The organism is Shouchella sp. JSM 1781072, assembly GCF_041949915.1.
In the GTDB taxonomy this organism is placed as follows: domain Bacteria; phylum Bacillota; class Bacilli; order Bacillales; family Bacillaceae_D; genus Shouchella.
In genome coordinates this window covers 725,744-741,663 of the sequence record NZ_JBHFQE010000002.1, presented here as the reverse complement: position 1 = coordinate 741,663, position 15,920 = coordinate 725,744, and the positions used below count along the sequence as shown (strand labels likewise).

Below are 15,920 nucleotides of genomic sequence, written 5' to 3'. Positions count from 1 at the left end.
AGCCGGCTCTTTAAGAATTTATTCCTGTTCGTCGTAGTAGCGTTGAGCACCCGGGTGAATGTCAAAGCCGATTCCCTCTTGCGCAGTTTCAAGCATGATTTCATTGGACTTTTCATGTGAAATTTCGTCGGTTCTCTCATATAGTGCCTTAGTTAGTTCATAGACAAGGTCTTCAGATAAATTATTTGTAACAGCAAGCATTGCATAAACCGCTACTGTATTCACTTCTTCATCCAAACCTGCATACGTGCCGCTTTCAATTGTATAAGCTGCATAGTAAGGATATTGATCAACTAAATTATTAATACTCTCATCAGACATAGAAACGATGGCAATATCGTTTGTTGCTGATAACCCTTCAACAGCACCAGTGGGTGTCCCGGCTGTAATAAAGGCGGCATCAATATTCCCGTCCTGCAGTCCGCTCGTTGACTCGTCAAAAGAAAGGTGTTGTGCATTAATGTCGTCCATCGTTAAGCCAGATACTTCTAAAATCTGCTCAGCGTTAACGTATGTACCTGAACCAGGTGCACCAACTGAAACGGCTTGCCCTTCTAGATCTTCTACTGTTTCAATGCCACTATCTGCTGTCGTAACGATTTGAATCGTTTCTGGGTAAAGAGAACCAATGGCAGAGATATTTTCAATCGGCTCATCGAAAGAATTAATCCCTTCAATTGCGTTTGACATGACGTCAGTTTGTGTAAAAGCAATTTCGGCTTCATTACTTCGTAAGCTGGCTAAGTTATCTGCTGAGGCGTTGGAGGACTGGGCATCAATTGATGTTTCTGTCGCATCGCCTAAAACATTTGCAATTTCTCCACCAAGTGGGTAGTACGTACCACCAGTCCCACCAGTTAATAAGTTCATGAACTCGGGCTCATCGCCACCTGCTTCGCCATCGCCACCGCCGTTATCATCTCCATTGTTACAAGCGCCAAGAACTAGAATCGCACTAAAAGCAACGAGATAAGGTAAGGATTTTTTCATAACATATAGACCCCCTAAAAAATTTGTTTTTTTCTATTTATTAATTTTACTTAAAAATAAAGAAAACTGTCAAATTTATTTTAATTCAATTATATAACATTCTGACTGTTGCTAGTACGACTATGTAAGATCTTTTGCAATGGAAAAAGAGACTTAGGTAGATACCCTAAGCCTCTATCTTTGTGAAAATGTCTGATGTTTAGCTGACTACGAAAACCATTGTCGCAGTTAATTTGTTTTACGTAAGATTTCTTGTACCGCTTCTTTTTGTTGAATTTCAACGAGAATATAGAGATAATCACCTGCTTGAATAACCGTACTTCCAGTTGGAGAGATCATCTGATCCTCACGTTCAATTGCACTTACATTGACGTGTTCAGGAAACTTGATCTCTGCTAAAGTCTTGCCTGTAATCCAAGTCTCTTCTGTCGTTTGGAAGTGAAGCATCTCAGCAGAAGATCGACCATTGGCAAGAATTTCTCTTTTTAATTCTTCGCGCCATTCCGAAGCTAATTCACGCTTAAGATCTTCATACGCTTCTTCTTTCATTGATTTCTTGAGATCCTCATCATGGGCATTTTGTTTACGTCTCTGTTCTGTCTTCCAATCCCGTGTCAACATCGTTCCCATTGCAACAAGCATGAGGACGAGGATGAAAGCAAAAGGAAGTGCGGCTGTTAGAGCGGCGGTTTGTAGAGCATCTAAACCACCATCACCACTAACCAGAAGTACGGAAGCTGTACCTGCAATGAGTACACCCCACATGACTTTTAGTTTAAAGCTAGGATTTAGCGAGCCATTTGAAGTCATTGAGCCAAGAACAAATGCAGCGGAATCAGCAGATGTCACAAAGAAGATCCCAACTACGATGACAGCTAGAATGCTAGAAATCATCGTTAATGGCAATTGATCGAGCATATAGAATAACGTTAATTCCACTTCATCAGTCGCAACGGATGCCATATCAAAAATTCCGCTTAACTGAATATCTAATGCTGTCCCACCGAAGACAGAAAACCAAATAACTGCCATAACTGTTGGTATAAGCAAAACACCGCCAATAAATTCGCGGATAGTACGGCCTTTCGAAATTCGAGCAATAAATAGTCCGACGAACGGGGACCAAGACATATGCCACGCCCAAAAGAAAATCGTATTGGCGCCAAGCCATCCGTCATCATTATAAGGATCCATCGAAAACGACATCGACACAACGTTTGCCACGTAACTGCCTAATGTTGTCACCATGCTTTCTAGTAGCGTGATGGTTTGACCTGCAAATAATACAAACAACATTAATAGTCCAGCTAAAACCAAATTTAAATTCGTTAATCGTTTAATTCCTTTATTAATACCGCGAACGGCGGAGAATAAAAATAGGACTGTAATTATTGCAATAATGCTTAATTGTAGTGGTAAACCGTTCTCAAGAGGAGATAAAAAGGAAACACCACCTGATATTTGCAAAGCACTAATCCCGAATGTCGTAGCGACGCCGGCACAAGTAGAAATAACGGCGAGTAAATCAATCCCTTTTCCCATCCAGCCATCTGTTTTGTTTCCAAGTAATGGGTAAAAGGCAGAACTAATTAATGCAGGGCGATTTTTTCGAAACTGTACGTAAGCCAGCGTTAAACCAACGACTGAAAATGCTCCCCACGCGTGCAGTCCCCAATGAAATACCCCGTAACGAAGACCGACTTCTGCAGCATCTCCACCTTCCTCTGGCAAGCTAAATGAGTAGCCAGGAGGTTGATCTGCGTAATATAAAATAGGTTCAGCTACACCGAAGAAAACGAAGCCAACACCAAGTCCGGCGGCAAACAGCATCCCAATCCATGAAATAAACGAATGCTCCGGTCGATCGTTGTCTTTTCCAAGTCTTAATTTACCAAATGGAGAAAGCGCGACAACTAACCCAAATACAATAAACAAACTGGCAATGGTCATGTAAAACCAGCCGAAATTTTCAATAATCCAGTCAAGTGCTGTGTCCGCTGTAGCAGCCAAATGACTAGGGCTAATAATCCCCCATAAGACGAATAACGCGATGATAATGGTTGAAGAGATTAACACAAAGGGGGAAGCTTGTTCTTTAATACTTTCTTTGTTCGGTGTACTAGCCATAAGCAACAGCTCCTTATAAAATTTTTTTATACTATGTAAAACATTTTGCATACCGATACCCATACCCTAACAGAACAAAAAAACAACATCAATTTTAAAAATACACAATAGTTAATTAAATTCCCTGAGTGAAAAGTATACTCGAAAACGGTGAAAAGCCAAGAGTAATGTTAGCGAAGGAGTTGAGGCATTGCCCGCGGTAAAGAAGACACCGTGAGCGCAAGTGATAACGTAGCGCAAACGGATGTCGCGCTTGTGCCTGTGGTAAAAGTCTCCATCCGCGCGATAAGTGATGAATATCATTTGAGGTCGTCATATCTTTTGATATGTATCCATAGAAGGCCTTTTATAGTGCGGGAAAGACATGCTTCTAGCAAATCATTCACAATCTTAATAGGCGTAGCGTAATCTATGTAGAAATTGGTATGAATTTGTAGATGAAAAATCGTGAAATGCCCGTTGACTTTCTTTCTCAAGGGGAGTAATATTCATCTTAGATTTTTTTAAAACTACGATAAAAAAAGGAGATAGTCATCATGGAGAGAGGCGTTGCTTCTTTTACGTATGAGGATTTGACTTTAGAGTATTCGATTACGGGAGAAGGAGAACCGATATTATATTTGCATGGTGGTCATTCCAATTGTTTAGAACAACTTGGCCTAGAAGAACTTGTTGAACAAGGGTATTCGGTTATCATCCCCTCAAGAGCAGGATACGGCCATACGTCGAAAAGAATCGGAAAATCATTAGAAACAGCGTGCAGTTTTTATGTTGAATTATTAAATGAGCTGCATATTGATCAAGTACATGTCATTGCTGCTTCAACTGGAGGCCCTTCTGGCATTTACTTAGCAAGTCATTATCCAGAACGTGTAAAAACGTTTACGTTACAAGGTGCGGTGACGAAGCCGTGGAAAGAATCGAGAAAACGTGACGCACTATTCAGTCGTTTCTTGTTTTATCCATATGTGGAGAAGTTTGTCTGGAAAGGTGTATCAAGTGTAGCGCGCTTTTCACCAGACTTTGCGTTTAAAACGATTGCACCCTTGTACAGTAAACTTCCTTATAAAGAAATTAAAGAACGGACGTTATCAAGAGATTGGTATTTATTTGACCGCATGACAGAATTTCAGCGTTCTGGTCATGGATTTTGGATTGATTTACACCAAATAAAAGGTTCACTTGAACAAGAGCTTGATTCGATTCAAGCACCAACGTTAATTGTTCATAGTATCAATGATGCCATTGTGCCGCTCGATCATGCTGAGTATGCGAAAGGGCATATTCAATCCTCAAAATTATGTTGTTTAAACACGTGGGGCCATTTACTTTCTTTAGGTAAAGGGTCAGAGGACCATAATAATGAAGTAATTGGTTTTTTAAATCACCACTCGGCATAAATAATGAGAGCTCTGCTTTTACTTAAGTGGAGCTCTTTTTGTCTTTTTTTTGAAGCGAAGGAAAACAAAGTCCACTTTTTCTGTTGTCGAAAAACCGCTTGGTAAACGCTTTTTTACGTATAAACGTGATCCGATATGTGTAAAAAGACTATTGTAGAAATGATTCTTAGTATTTTAACTTTTTTAGAACGCATTGACTTCCTGTGCGCGTTTTCTTAAGCTGAATCTTGTCAGCTTTTTTATTTTTTTGAGGAAACGTGCAACAATCTCATATTAAAGGGAATAGTAAGGCGCAAAGAGTGACTAACTCGCGTCGGGGAGGCTAATATGAACGTATTATGGGGTATTATGGGTATTGTCATTTTACTCGCCTTTGCTTTTTTATTATCCACAAATAAGAAAGCGATTAACTGGCGAACAGTTTTGACTGCTCTAGCGTTACAAATTGCATTCGCATTCATTGTTTTATGGACGGACACAGGAAGTTTTGTCTTGGAACAAGTAACTCGCGGTGTACAAGCTGCAATTGATACATCAGGTGCAGGGATTAATATGGTATTTGGTGGGATATTTGAAGTAGAAGGAGTCGGAATGATTTTTGCATTCCAAGTCTTACCAGTAATTATTTTCTTCTCTGCCGTTATTAGTATTTTATACCACTATGGCATTATGCAATTTATTGTTAAATATCTTGGAGGCGGAATTTCTCGTTTATTAAAAACAAGCCGTGCTGAATCGGTCTCAGCAACAGGGAATATCTTTGTTGGACAGACAGAAGCACCTTTAATGATTAAACCTTATTTAGGAAAAATGACTGCTTCTGAACTTTTTGCCGTCATGACTGGTGGTATGGCAACTGTTGCAGGTTCAGTTATGGCTGGTATTTCATTAATGGGCGTACCCCTGGAATACTTAATTGCGGCAACGTTTATGTCTGCTCCAGGTGGACTATTGATGGCGAAAATGATTGTGCCAGAAACGGAAATTAGTGAAACAAAAGATGGAATTAATCTTAAAGTAGAGCGGGAATCCCGCAACTTTATTGATGCAGCATCGAATGGTGCACTTGACGGCTTAAAGCTTGCTTTAAACGTTGGTGCGATGCTTATTGCATTCGTTTCTTTAATTGCGTTAGTGAATTTATTGTTATCGTTTGTCGGAAACGATATTCTCGGTCTTGGTGTAGTGACACTTGAACAAATTCTTGGCTATGCGTTTGCACCAGTTGCTTGGATAATTGGTGTTCCTTGGGCTGAAGCGTTAGAAGCAGGTTCGTTTATTGGTCAAAAAACGATCATTAATGAATTTATTGGGTTTGAAGCACTAATGTCCGGCGCAGACCAATTGTCTGAGCGTACGTTTATCATTACGGCATTTGCTCTTTGTGGATTTGCGAACCTGAGCTCGATCGCAATCTTGCTTGGTGGTCTTGGCGGTATGATTCCAGAACGTCGTTCACTTATTGCAAAATACGGTGTAAAAGCATTAATCGCCGCTACACTTGTTAACTTAATGAATGCTACCATTGCCGGAATGTTAATTGGCGGGTAGTATAGAAAAAGACAGTCGGTAGACTGTCTTTTTTTCTTAGAAAAGGAGTGCTTATGATGCAAATCAAACTTATACGCGCAACAGTTGCAGACGCACAAGAAATTCTTTCCCTACAAAAACTCGCTTATCAAAGTGAAGCAGAGATTTATAACGATTATACGATTTTGCCTTTACATGAAACTGTTAATGATGCGGAGCAAGCGTTTGAGACCCATCATATTTTAAAAGCGGTCAATGAACAAAATGAAATTGTAGGATCGGTTAGAGGAAAACATGAAGACGGTACGACGAATATTGGAAAACTTATGGTTCATCCATCTGCACAAAATCAAGGGCTAGGAAGAAAGCTAATGACTGCCATTGAGCAAGCGTTACCTGCTACGACCTATAAACTTTTCACGGGTTCAAAAAGTGAGAAAAACCTTGCCCTCTATCAAAAGCTTGGGTATGAAATTGTCTCACATGCTCAATTACCGGGAGAAGCGACTGTGTTTGCCTTTTTGGAAAAGCGTACAATTTCGTAGGTTTTTTTATTCTTTTCTCGCATAGAATAGAAGAGGTCAGAAGGTGAGTGGGGTTGGCATAAGATGTCAATGGGGCATGATTGGAACACAGAGAATCAAGCGCTATTTGCGGATGTACTTGAGAAAGTTGCTGTTCAAATGAATCATCATTTGAGTCACCCGCATATCATTGTTGGTACGGATTCCCAAGTTCATGGGCAAACAACGCGATTTGTTACAGGTGTGGTCATAACGTCTTCATCTTACAAGAGATGGACCTATACGTTGCGAGTGACAAAGCCTTTTAAAATTCGTTCAATCTATAGTCGCCTACTTTATGAAACGCTCTTAACGGAGTCACTTCTCTCAGAATTGTATATGGCGTATCGAGAAAGGGTTGGAATTCGTTTTGAAGCACATTTAGATATAAGCGGCTCAGCGCAACACGATTCATCTCGCTATATGGAAGAATTAAGAAGCCGGTTAAATCGAGTAGGTTTTCCAACAAGAATTAAACCGTTTGCTTATGTAGCAAGCTGTTACGCCAATCGATATACAAAATAAACCGCCACGATTAGCGAGGCGGTCTTCTCCAAGGATGTTGAGGGTTCACCGGTGGTGGTGGTAGCTCTCGGTTCACAGTTGATTCTGTGTGGGGATAAGTGTGAACGTGTCGATAAATTTTATTTGTTACATAATGGGTCAACACTGGCTGAATTTCTTGAACAACATACTCTTCTACATGAGGCCTCCTGGGGGGCATAGGTTTGCGGAACATCTATACACACCTCCTTTGTTATTCACAGTCTATGTAAATAAGGATAAAAAGGTATAGGCAACATGAAAAAAACCGTTTCGCTATTAGCGAAACGGTTTTTCGTTAAATCTTTTTCGGCGTAGACCGCATTCGAATACGAATTAAGCGGTATGTGTGTTGGACAATTACTTTACCAACTGCATAAGTAGGTACGGCGAGTAAGATGCCGATAAACCCTGCTAGCTGACTGGCGACAAGTAAGACGAAAATAATCGTTAGTGGGTGAACTGAAAGTTGTCGACCCATAATTTGCGGGGAGAAGACGTTACTTTCAATTTGTTGTATGACGACAACACCAATAATAACAAATAGTGCGGTAAGTGGTGAGTCAAATAGTGCTACGACAACCGCTGGTGCTGTACCGATCCATGGTCCAATAAACGGAATAACGTTTGTGAACAAGGCGACAATGGCTAAAATTAAGGCGTAATCTAACCCTAAGATTAAATACCAGATTAAGCAAAGGACCCCGACACATGCACTTACAAGAAGCTGTCCTTGTATATAGCCACTTAAAGCACTATCCAGATCATTAAGCACTCGCTTTCCTTCTTCTTGTTCTCTTGCTGGAAATTGATTAATGACCATCATTGGTGCTTTATTTCCTTCTTTCAGCATGTAAAACAGGACGAAAGGAATGATGACCGCAACAATGACTACGTTGGCAACAGCGCCAATAAATGAGCCGATACTATCGAGTGCAGATTCAAGATACCCCTGGAAGTTTTCCGTTATTGTATTCGAGATATTTTCTAAAGACAGATCCATTGTATCCATCGCATTTTGAAACGCTTGTGTATCCTGGAGACTTTCGAAAAAGTCTTGGACCATATTTGCGTATCTCGGAATATTGTTGATAAAGGACATGATTTGGGTTTGAATAATTGGACCTATGTACAAAATCGCGCCTGTTAACAAGCCAATTAAAACAAGAAATACAATTAAAATGGAAATACCTCGATGAATTTTTTTACTGAGGATATTCACAAAAGGTCGTAACAAGTAATAAATAATCAGTGCGATTACAATTGGTGCAAACAGCGTTTGAAACAGAACCGCGATCGGTCTAAAAATAAAATCAACGAGTGATCCTAAGTAGACAATTAAAAATATAATAATGATCCAACAAGCAAAACGAAACGCTTTACTATCCATCACGGTGAGCCAGGCCTCCATCCAATAAATCTTTATTTACTATGTGTATTCAAAAGAGAGTAGTAAAAATACTATATCATAAAATAGCAGAAATCCAATGAAATATCTATTCTGCTTGTTTGAAGTTGCCGCAAGCGGGAATATCCATGAATACGATGATCGAATAAAAAGGGTGAGCGCAATGCGAATAGTAACCGGAGAAGAAATGGCGAGTGTAGAAGCGATCACGATGAACAAAATTGGCTTACCAGGCGTTGTGTTGATGGAAAATGCAGGAAGAGAGATTGCACGTAAATTAATCGAGCAATATGGTCATAAACGCTACCTAATCTTAATTGGTGCAGGCAACAATGGTGGAGATGGATTTGTTGTGGCGCGGATGCTAAGAGAGCAAGGAATTCAAGTTATTACATGTATCGTGGCTGAAGAACATCAATATACAGGCGATGCAAAATTGCATAAACGAATTTACGAACAAAGTGGCTACAGGTGGAAATACTGGCATGACCTTGAACCGGACTGGATGGAGATCCTGTGTCATATCGACGTCATTGTAGACGCAATGCTTGGAACAGGCGTACGAGGAGCTCTTAAAGACCCGTATCCTGAGATTATAGAAAAAGTAAATCAGTCGCAACGAGCGGTTGTGGCAATTGATCTCCCTAGTGGTGTACCTGCGGATGAATCGGAATTTGATTATGAGCCGATTCAGGCTGATCAAACGTATTGTTTACAATTAATGAAACTCAGCTACTTTTTAGAAGCAACGAAACCGTTTTATGGAAAAACGGACGTGTTGCCTATTGGTGTGCCACCAGCAACCTTTAAGCACCTTGAAAAGCAACGCTGTATTTGGGGAGAAGAGGAAGTGTTTAATAGCTGGCTAAAGCCAAGTTCATTTGCACATAAAGGAAAGAATGGACGAGTCGGAATTATCGCTGGACATCAAGACATGCCTGGAGCGGCAAGTCTCGTTACGAGTGCTGCTGTACAAAGTGGCGCCGGTTTAACAACGGTTGCTGCTGTCACATCGGTAAAGTCACTCGTATCTTCCCATGTGAAAGAAGCGATGTTTGCGACATTTACGGAACGAGAGGGGCACCTTGAACCAACAGAAGAGGAGCTTCTGCAGTTCTATGAAAACAAAGATGTCTTAACGATCGGACCTGGTATTGGGCGAGGCGATTCAATCAAAAAGATTGTCGCTCATGCTATTGAATATTTTGAGGGAACCTTACTTTTAGATGCTGATGCATTACATTGTATAAATGAATGTTTATCCTTAATTCGCGAACGTTCGGCACCGCTTATCATTACGCCTCATCCAGGTGAAATGTCGATGTTGACGAATTTGGATACAGGGCAAATTAAGAACCGTCGTTTTGAAATTGCCGAGGCGTTTGCAAGAGAGAATGGCATTTATGTAGTCTTAAAAGGACCTCACACGATCGTAGCAATGCCAAATGGGTTTATTACTGTGAATATGTCTGGAAATGAAGGCTTGGCAAAGGGTGGAACAGGCGATGTGCTAACGGGGATTATCACTGCGCTTGCTGCTAGGCAAACTACTCAAGTCGCACTCTCCACTTCTGTTTATTTACATGGGTATGCAGCTGATTTATTTAAGAAAGATTCTTGGAGTGCTGACAATATCACACCAAGTTATCTCATTGAAAAACTTCCAGAAGCATTTAAAGTATTCACAACCAAGTAGTGAAAATCTAAAGGTTGGGGAATACTTTATCTATCATATTTAAAGGAGCCAACACAAAATGAGAAAACGGAAGCTATCAACGATGACCGCTTTTGCAGCTCTACTCATGCTTGCTGCCTGTAACCAAGATGGCGGACCAGAAGAAATGAACCCAAATCCACAGCCAGATAGTGGCGAGGAAAATAGCGCGACTCAAGAAGGCGAATCCATGAATTCATACATTACTATCCATGATGCGATAGAAAGATTTAATGAAGTATTCCCGGACGCTTCATTAACAGGCTTGAAATACGATGCACAAAGCATGAACTATGAAATTGACGGGATCGATGATGATTCAGAGTACGAATTAATCATTGATGTAGAAACGCAAGAAGAAGTAAGCCAAGAAACAGAGGCTCTTGATCAAGATGATGCAGGTGGCGTGGAACGTGAGCGAGAAGCAATTGACACAGAGGGGTTAATTGAGCCAAACGAAGCTGTTCAAACTGCACATGATGAAATTGATGGCGCTATGAGAAGTTGGGAACTAGAGAGAGATGACAACCGCACATATTATGAAGTGAAGATTGAAATTGATCAAGGTGAACACGAAGTGAAAGTTGATGCACAATCTGGTGAAATCATTGAAATTGATCGAGATTAAACAATGAAAAAATTGGCTGCTCGTTTATAACGGGTGGCCTTTTGTTATTAAAGTGCGTGAATGTTCAAGGTCAATGGTGAAAGGCCTAAAAGTATGCGATGATTAAAAGAAACGAATGGAGGAGGAGTACGCTTGGCTAACCATTTGTTTCTATTTGGTGGTGGACCGCCTTTTACAGAGACATTTATTCGACTATTTAAAAAGGTCATGAAAAATGAGACACGTGTAGTGCTCGTAATCGATCGACCTGGTATTGATCAATACAAAACGAACTATGTTGAAGCGCTGAATTCAGTTGGCGTAGATTGTACGTTCTTGACGTTGCCATCAAAAAAAAGTGTGTGAACAACTAGCTAAATGCGGAGGGATTGTCATCTGTGGCGGTGATACAGAGAACTATATTGCAGAGATCGTTCATACACCTATTGGGAAAGTAATTCAGCGGCAATTTAAAAAAGGGGTTCCGGTAGCAGGTTCTCTGCCGGAGCCATTATAGCAATGGAAAAAAGTTATTTATCAGCAAAAGATAATCGAGAACAACGTCCGGTTGTAAAAGAAGGTTTAGGCTTACAAGCACATACAAAAATTGCTGTACATTTTAGTGAGTGGCAGGAAGAGGAACATTTACGGCTTTTAGCGAAAGAAAGTAATGATGATCACTATGGAATTGACGAACAATCTGGGATGTATGTTAAAAATGGAAAAATGGAAAGTATTGATGGAAAAGGGGTTTATCTACTTAAGGACGAAAAGTTTTATAAATTATGAGGAGGAGCGCAATGAGCATTTACTATCGAGAAGCGAAACTAGAAGATGCCCAGCAGATTATCGATCATACGAGGGCTGTCTTCGCAGAAAATCCGACATTCTACGGAACGAGAGTCGATGAATTCAACGTGACGGTGGAACAGGAAAAAAGTTGGATTGAAAAACATCAGCAATATGGCTTCCTTTATGTTGCCACACTGGAAGAGCAGATCGTCGGTGTTGTGAACTTTCTTCCTTCGCAAAGCAAACGTTTTTCGCATCAAGGAATGCTTGGCATTAGCATTAAAGAAGCGTATGCTGGTCGAGGAATAGGCTCTACACTCATAAACATGTTAATCGAATGGGCAAGAGAGCAGCCTACGATTGAAAAAATAGCACTTGAAGTTTTTTCGAACAATGAGCGAGGCATCTACTTGTATAAGAAATTAGGTTTTATTGAAGAAGGTCGCTTGAAACGTAATGCACGACTAGACGACGGGACGTATGTAGATGATATTATTATGGCTCAGTTTGTATAGAGTCATGATTCGTCATATGTTTTTCGAAATCCATATAGCGGTCTGAATGTCATTTTTTCATAAAAGGATTTTGAAGATGCAAGTGAGAGAACATCCAAACGTGTGTGAGGGTACAAGGAATGAACGTGCGAAATGAGAGCATCTCCCACCCCGTGACCTTGATACGGCTTTGCGACAAGTAGTTCACATATATAGGTTGTAAGGTTCCCGTCAGTTAAACCACGTACATAACCAATGACTGTATGGGTTTTGACTTCTTTTGCCACAAAACGAATAATCGATGAGGACCATGCACGTTTCGTTTGATGAGAATTTTCAGTTAAATAAAACCAACCTTCTGCATGATTTAATCGTTGAATCGCGCTAAAATCAGTATCGCTGAATTCGCATATCGTGAAAGATCTCATTGTCTTATTAATCCTCCTAAGTATAAGTCTTCTTAGCCTACAAAATGGTTTCACCTTTGTCAAATTGACGAGAAAATAAAATGGCTTGAGTGTGACGTAACGTAACAGGATACACTAAACGGATGGAGGGTTCTAACATGGAAGAGACAATTGGTCCATTTGCGAAACGAGTTGGTACCACAGTACGTACATTACGTTATTATGACCAAATTGGTTTGCTTGCGCCAAAGGGAACCAATAAAAAAGGTCAAAAAGTATATACCCGGAAAGAGTGGGAGGTTTATCAGCAAATTACTGTGTGCAAGCATCTAGGGATGGCGCTTGAAGAGATCAAAGAAATGCTTAAAAAGAAAGAATTGAACGGAAGAGAGCGTCTAGTTTTGCAAAAGCAAGTAATCAAGAAAAAACAAGCAGAACTAGAGGAAACATTAAGCATGATTGAAAGAGTGGAACGTCTATATGAGGTAGAGGACGTTCAATCTTCAGAGCTTGATGCTCTAGCCTTTGTGTTACTTGATGCGTTTAAACGTGAAAAACAGCAGATTCATGCATTTAAGCAACATTTTACTGGTGATCTCGCCACGATTAAAGCGTTAGATCAATTGAATGAACCAGCGTTTCAACTTGAAAATGATCAAAGAGCGCTACATTTCTTTTATGAGATAAAAAGAGCGATGAAGGAAGGGGAGACAGCTGAAAGCGAACGAGTAAATCGTTTGGTCAAAGAATTTGTTCGGAACAATCCAGAGCAAGAAGTCATGTTAAATCAGGCGCTCAACGCCATTGACGAAGCTTTTTATCAAAAGAATTATGATTTATTCAATGGGTATTTTCCAGCAGAGCTAGGATTGTTTATTAGCGAGGCGCTTACAGCGTATTTAATAGGTGAAAAGGAGCAATTACATGGAGGGGAATCAACCTAAGCAAATTAGTAGCAAAACGTTTGTTTCAATGGTGCGACCATTTTTGCCTAAGCGGTCATTGCTTATACTTGCGGTAGTGCTTGTAGTCGTTGAGACAGCGCTCGCTCTTGTTGTACCACTTTTGACGATGGGCTTTATTGATGAAATGACGGTTATCGGCTTTGAGTGGTCGACAATCGCACTATTAGCAGGAGTATTTATTGCACAATTAATTATGTCTGGTTTAGCGATTTATACAATGGTGTATATTGGACAAAAAGTTGTCTATTCATTAAGAGAAACCGCTTGGAAACGAATCTTACATCTACCAGTTTCGTTCTTTGATCGTCATTCGTCAGGCGAAATGATGAGTCGAATGACGAATGATACGCTTATTATTAAAGACTTTATGACAATGCAACTCATTCCATTTATTTCAGGCATTATTTCCATTGTTGGTTCAATTGTCATTTTGCTAGTCCTTGATTGGCGAATAACGTTGATGATGTTAGCGGTCGTCCCAGCATCCTTACTTGTTATGATGCCACTTGGCCGCAGAATGTATCGCGTGTCTCGCTCTTTGCAAGATGAAACAGCCTCCTTTCAAGGAGATTTAGGGCGGGTACTTTCGGACATTCGTCTTGTGAAAGCATCGCTTGCTGAAGACCAGGAAAAGAAGGTCGGCATTAATCGAATGGCCAATTTATTTGGCTACGGCTTACGTGAAGGAAAAATTATGGCGGTGATTCAACCGATTGTGATGAGCTTAATGCTCATCATGCTTGTTGTCATCTTCGGTTATGGCGGAATGCGCGTAGCGGCAGGGACGCTCACAGCAGGAGCACTTGTAGCCATCATCTTTTATTTATTTCAAATATCCATGCCGTTTACGCAGATGGCTAACTTCTTCACACAATTGCAAAAAGCGTTAGGTGCAAGTGAACGAATGGAAACAATTTTAAAAGCGACCGTTGAAGAAGATGTTGTTCAAACATCGACAAATACAGAGCAGCACGACGGGCTTTTGTTTAAACATGTGTCGTTCCAGTATTCAGCAGACAAATTGATCTTGAAAAATGTATCTTTTAAAGCTCGAGTTGGAGAAATGACGGCGTTTGTAGGTCCGAGTGGTGCAGGGAAAACAACGCTATTCTCGCTAATTGAGCGATTTTACATGCCGACTGAAGGGTCAATCCAATACCTTGGTGATGAGACGGTTTCCATTCCTTTAGCAGAGTGGCGAAACAAAATTGCTTATGTTTCTCAAGATTCACCAATTATGTCGGGTACCATTTATAGCAATCTAACCTATGGATTAAAAGATATTCCCCAAAGTGTGGTAGAGGATGCGGTACGTTCAGCGAATTTGGAAGCGTTCTTACATGATTTGCCTGACCAGTTAGAAACGGAAGTTGGAGAACGGGGCGTACGTTTATCAGGCGGACAAAAGCAACGTTTGGCAATTGCTAGAGCAATGATACGAAATCCGGAAATTTTGTTATTAGACGAAGCAACGGCACATTTAGATAGCGCTTCAGAAAAACTTGTGCAAGAGGCACTAGAACGGTTAATGACGGGCAGAACGACTCTTGTTATTGCACACCGGTTAGCTACTGTTCGAAATGCGCATCAACTCATTGTTTTAGAAGAGGGTAGGGTAACAGGTTCAGGAACGCATCAGGAGTTGCTCGAGCACCACGGCTTATATCAAGAACTTGTGAAGCAACAGCTCACAGTCAATTAAAAGAGAAACGAACAGCAACCACACAATCCAATGTGGTTGCTGTTATTTCACTTAGAAGGAAAACGAGGGTCTTGCTTTAACTCTTTAATTTGCTCAATGTGCCGTTGTTCATGATACGTTCGTAGTTCTACCCATTGCTTTAAGGAAAGCCGGCTAAATACCGGATGCTTCGCTGATAATCGCTCAAGCCGTTCTTGATTCGTCGCTTCAATTTCTTCATCCAGGCTTTGCTTGCCTTGGTGCAAACGGTCAATTAATGAAGCTTTTTCAAACGGACCAGGATTTGGTGCAACAATGTCCGGCGCCTCAATTTTCATGCTACGATCTAGCGCTCGTTCAATAGGTTTAGAAGGGACAACCTCTTCAATATTTTTGGTGAGTGCATACTGTAAAGTTAATAAAATTTGATGATCCATTTTAATGAGATGGTCACAGACTTCACCAATTGTCCAATGTGGCTCCATACGAATATTTAACTGTTCTTCTGATAAGTGATCCAATTCGTGTAACAACTGCTGACGAACATCTTGTGCTTTCACGTTTGTCATAAAATAAATCTCCTTTTCCTGTCAGATGGGTGAGGCATGGAAAACGTCCGCCTATGTAAACGTTTTCGGTATAAACATGTAAATTCCTGTTCTTTTAAAATGGGAAAGAATGTGATTCGCTTTTTCTTGC

18 protein-coding genes are annotated in these 15,920 nt (G+C 40.5%); 12 read left to right on the top strand and 6 right to left on the bottom strand.

The window, feature by feature from the left end:
* Positions 1–18 precede the first annotated feature (18 nt).
* Complete coding sequence (locus ACE1TH_RS13365) at positions 19–990, bottom strand: TAXI family TRAP transporter solute-binding subunit (RefSeq protein ID WP_099303301.1); 972 nt, start codon at positions 988–990, stop codon at positions 19–21.
* Between the two features lie 228 nt (positions 991–1,218).
* Complete coding sequence (locus ACE1TH_RS13360) at positions 1,219–3,117, bottom strand: BCCT family transporter (protein WP_375079224.1); 1,899 nt, start codon at positions 3,115–3,117, stop codon at positions 1,219–1,221.
* A gap of 536 nt (positions 3,118–3,653) precedes the next feature.
* Here ACE1TH_RS13360 and ACE1TH_RS13355 point away from each other — a divergent pair.
* From ACE1TH_RS13355 to ACE1TH_RS13340, 4 genes are all read left to right on the top strand, one after another.
* Positions 3,654–4,517 (top strand): alpha/beta fold hydrolase, encoded by an 864-nt coding sequence (locus tag ACE1TH_RS13355; protein ID WP_099303297.1) that lies wholly within the window; start codon positions 3,654–3,656, stop codon positions 4,515–4,517.
* Positions 4,518–4,844: 327 nt separating this feature from the next.
* Positions 4,845–6,068, top strand: a complete 1,224-nt coding sequence (locus tag ACE1TH_RS13350) for a NupC/NupG family nucleoside CNT transporter (protein ID WP_375079223.1) — start codon at positions 4,845–4,847, stop codon at positions 6,066–6,068.
* Positions 6,069–6,121: 53 nt separating this feature from the next.
* Positions 6,122–6,592 (top strand): GNAT family N-acetyltransferase, encoded by a 471-nt coding sequence (locus tag ACE1TH_RS13345; RefSeq protein ID WP_255224391.1) that lies wholly within the window; start codon positions 6,122–6,124, stop codon positions 6,590–6,592.
* A gap of 63 nt (positions 6,593–6,655) precedes the next feature.
* Positions 6,656–7,135, top strand: a complete 480-nt coding sequence (locus ACE1TH_RS13340; RefSeq protein ID WP_099303291.1) for a ribonuclease H-like YkuK family protein — start codon at positions 6,656–6,658, stop codon at positions 7,133–7,135.
* Between the two features lie 10 nt (positions 7,136–7,145).
* Here the strand turns inward: ACE1TH_RS13340 and ACE1TH_RS13335 are convergent, their stop codons facing one another.
* Both ACE1TH_RS13335 and ACE1TH_RS13330 read right to left on the bottom strand, forming a co-directional pair.
* On the bottom strand, positions 7,146–7,334 hold the full coding sequence (locus ACE1TH_RS13335) for a CotD family spore coat protein (RefSeq protein ID WP_375079290.1): 189 nt from the start codon (positions 7,332–7,334) through the stop codon (positions 7,146–7,148).
* 117 nt (positions 7,335–7,451) lie between these two features.
* Positions 7,452–8,564, bottom strand: coding sequence for an AI-2E family transporter (locus ACE1TH_RS13330; protein ID WP_375079222.1), 1,113 nt, complete (start codon positions 8,562–8,564; stop codon positions 7,452–7,454).
* A 76-nt stretch (positions 8,565–8,640) separates the two neighbouring features.
* On the opposite strand from ACE1TH_RS13330, the gene ACE1TH_RS13325 reads away from it, so the two are divergent.
* From ACE1TH_RS13325 to ACE1TH_RS13300, 6 genes are all read left to right on the top strand, one after another.
* Positions 8,641–10,257: an NAD(P)H-hydrate dehydratase gene (locus tag ACE1TH_RS13325; protein ID WP_375079221.1), complete on the top strand. Its 1,617-nt coding sequence runs from the start codon at positions 8,641–8,643 to the stop codon at positions 10,255–10,257.
* A 58-nt stretch (positions 10,258–10,315) separates the two neighbouring features.
* A complete protein-coding gene (locus ACE1TH_RS13320) occupies positions 10,316–10,903 on the top strand; it encodes a PepSY domain-containing protein (RefSeq protein ID WP_375079220.1) in 588 nt (195 codons plus the stop codon).
* A gap of 132 nt (positions 10,904–11,035) precedes the next feature.
* Positions 11,036–11,248: a hypothetical protein gene (locus ACE1TH_RS13315; RefSeq protein ID WP_375079219.1), complete on the top strand. Its 213-nt coding sequence runs from the start codon at positions 11,036–11,038 to the stop codon at positions 11,246–11,248.
* Positions 11,241–11,399: a type 1 glutamine amidotransferase family protein gene (locus tag ACE1TH_RS13310; protein ID WP_375079218.1), complete on the top strand. Its 159-nt coding sequence runs from the start codon at positions 11,241–11,243 to the stop codon at positions 11,397–11,399. Before ACE1TH_RS13315 ends, ACE1TH_RS13310 begins: the two co-directional genes overlap by 8 nt.
* Positions 11,400–11,401: 2 nt before the next feature.
* Positions 11,402–11,671 carry a type 1 glutamine amidotransferase family protein gene (locus tag ACE1TH_RS13305; RefSeq protein WP_375079217.1) on the top strand — a complete coding sequence of 90 codons (270 nt, stop codon included), beginning with the start codon at positions 11,402–11,404 and terminating at the stop codon, positions 11,669–11,671.
* Between the two features lie 11 nt (positions 11,672–11,682).
* Entirely contained in the window at positions 11,683–12,189 is a 507-nt protein-coding gene (locus tag ACE1TH_RS13300; protein WP_375079216.1) for a GNAT family N-acetyltransferase, read from the top strand.
* 2 nt (positions 12,190–12,191) lie between these two features.
* Here ACE1TH_RS13300 and ACE1TH_RS13295 read toward each other — a convergent pair whose 3' ends face one another.
* Complete coding sequence (locus ACE1TH_RS13295) at positions 12,192–12,596, bottom strand: GNAT family N-acetyltransferase (RefSeq protein WP_375079215.1); 405 nt, start codon at positions 12,594–12,596, stop codon at positions 12,192–12,194.
* Positions 12,597–12,733: 137 nt separating this feature from the next.
* Between ACE1TH_RS13295 and ACE1TH_RS13290 the strand changes: the two genes are divergently transcribed.
* Positions 12,734–13,519 (top strand): MerR family transcriptional regulator, encoded by a 786-nt coding sequence (locus ACE1TH_RS13290; RefSeq protein ID WP_375079214.1) that lies wholly within the window; start codon positions 12,734–12,736, stop codon positions 13,517–13,519.
* A complete protein-coding gene (locus tag ACE1TH_RS13285; RefSeq protein ID WP_375079213.1) occupies positions 13,500–15,242 on the top strand; it encodes an ABC transporter ATP-binding protein in 1,743 nt (580 codons plus the stop codon). The genes ACE1TH_RS13290 and ACE1TH_RS13285 overlap by 20 nt, the downstream gene beginning before the upstream one ends.
* 47 nt (positions 15,243–15,289) lie before the next feature.
* Here ACE1TH_RS13285 and ACE1TH_RS13280 read toward each other — a convergent pair whose 3' ends face one another.
* Entirely contained in the window at positions 15,290–15,790 is a 501-nt protein-coding gene (locus tag ACE1TH_RS13280; RefSeq protein WP_375079212.1) for a DinB family protein, read from the bottom strand.
* Between the last annotated feature and the right edge of the window lie 130 nt (positions 15,791–15,920).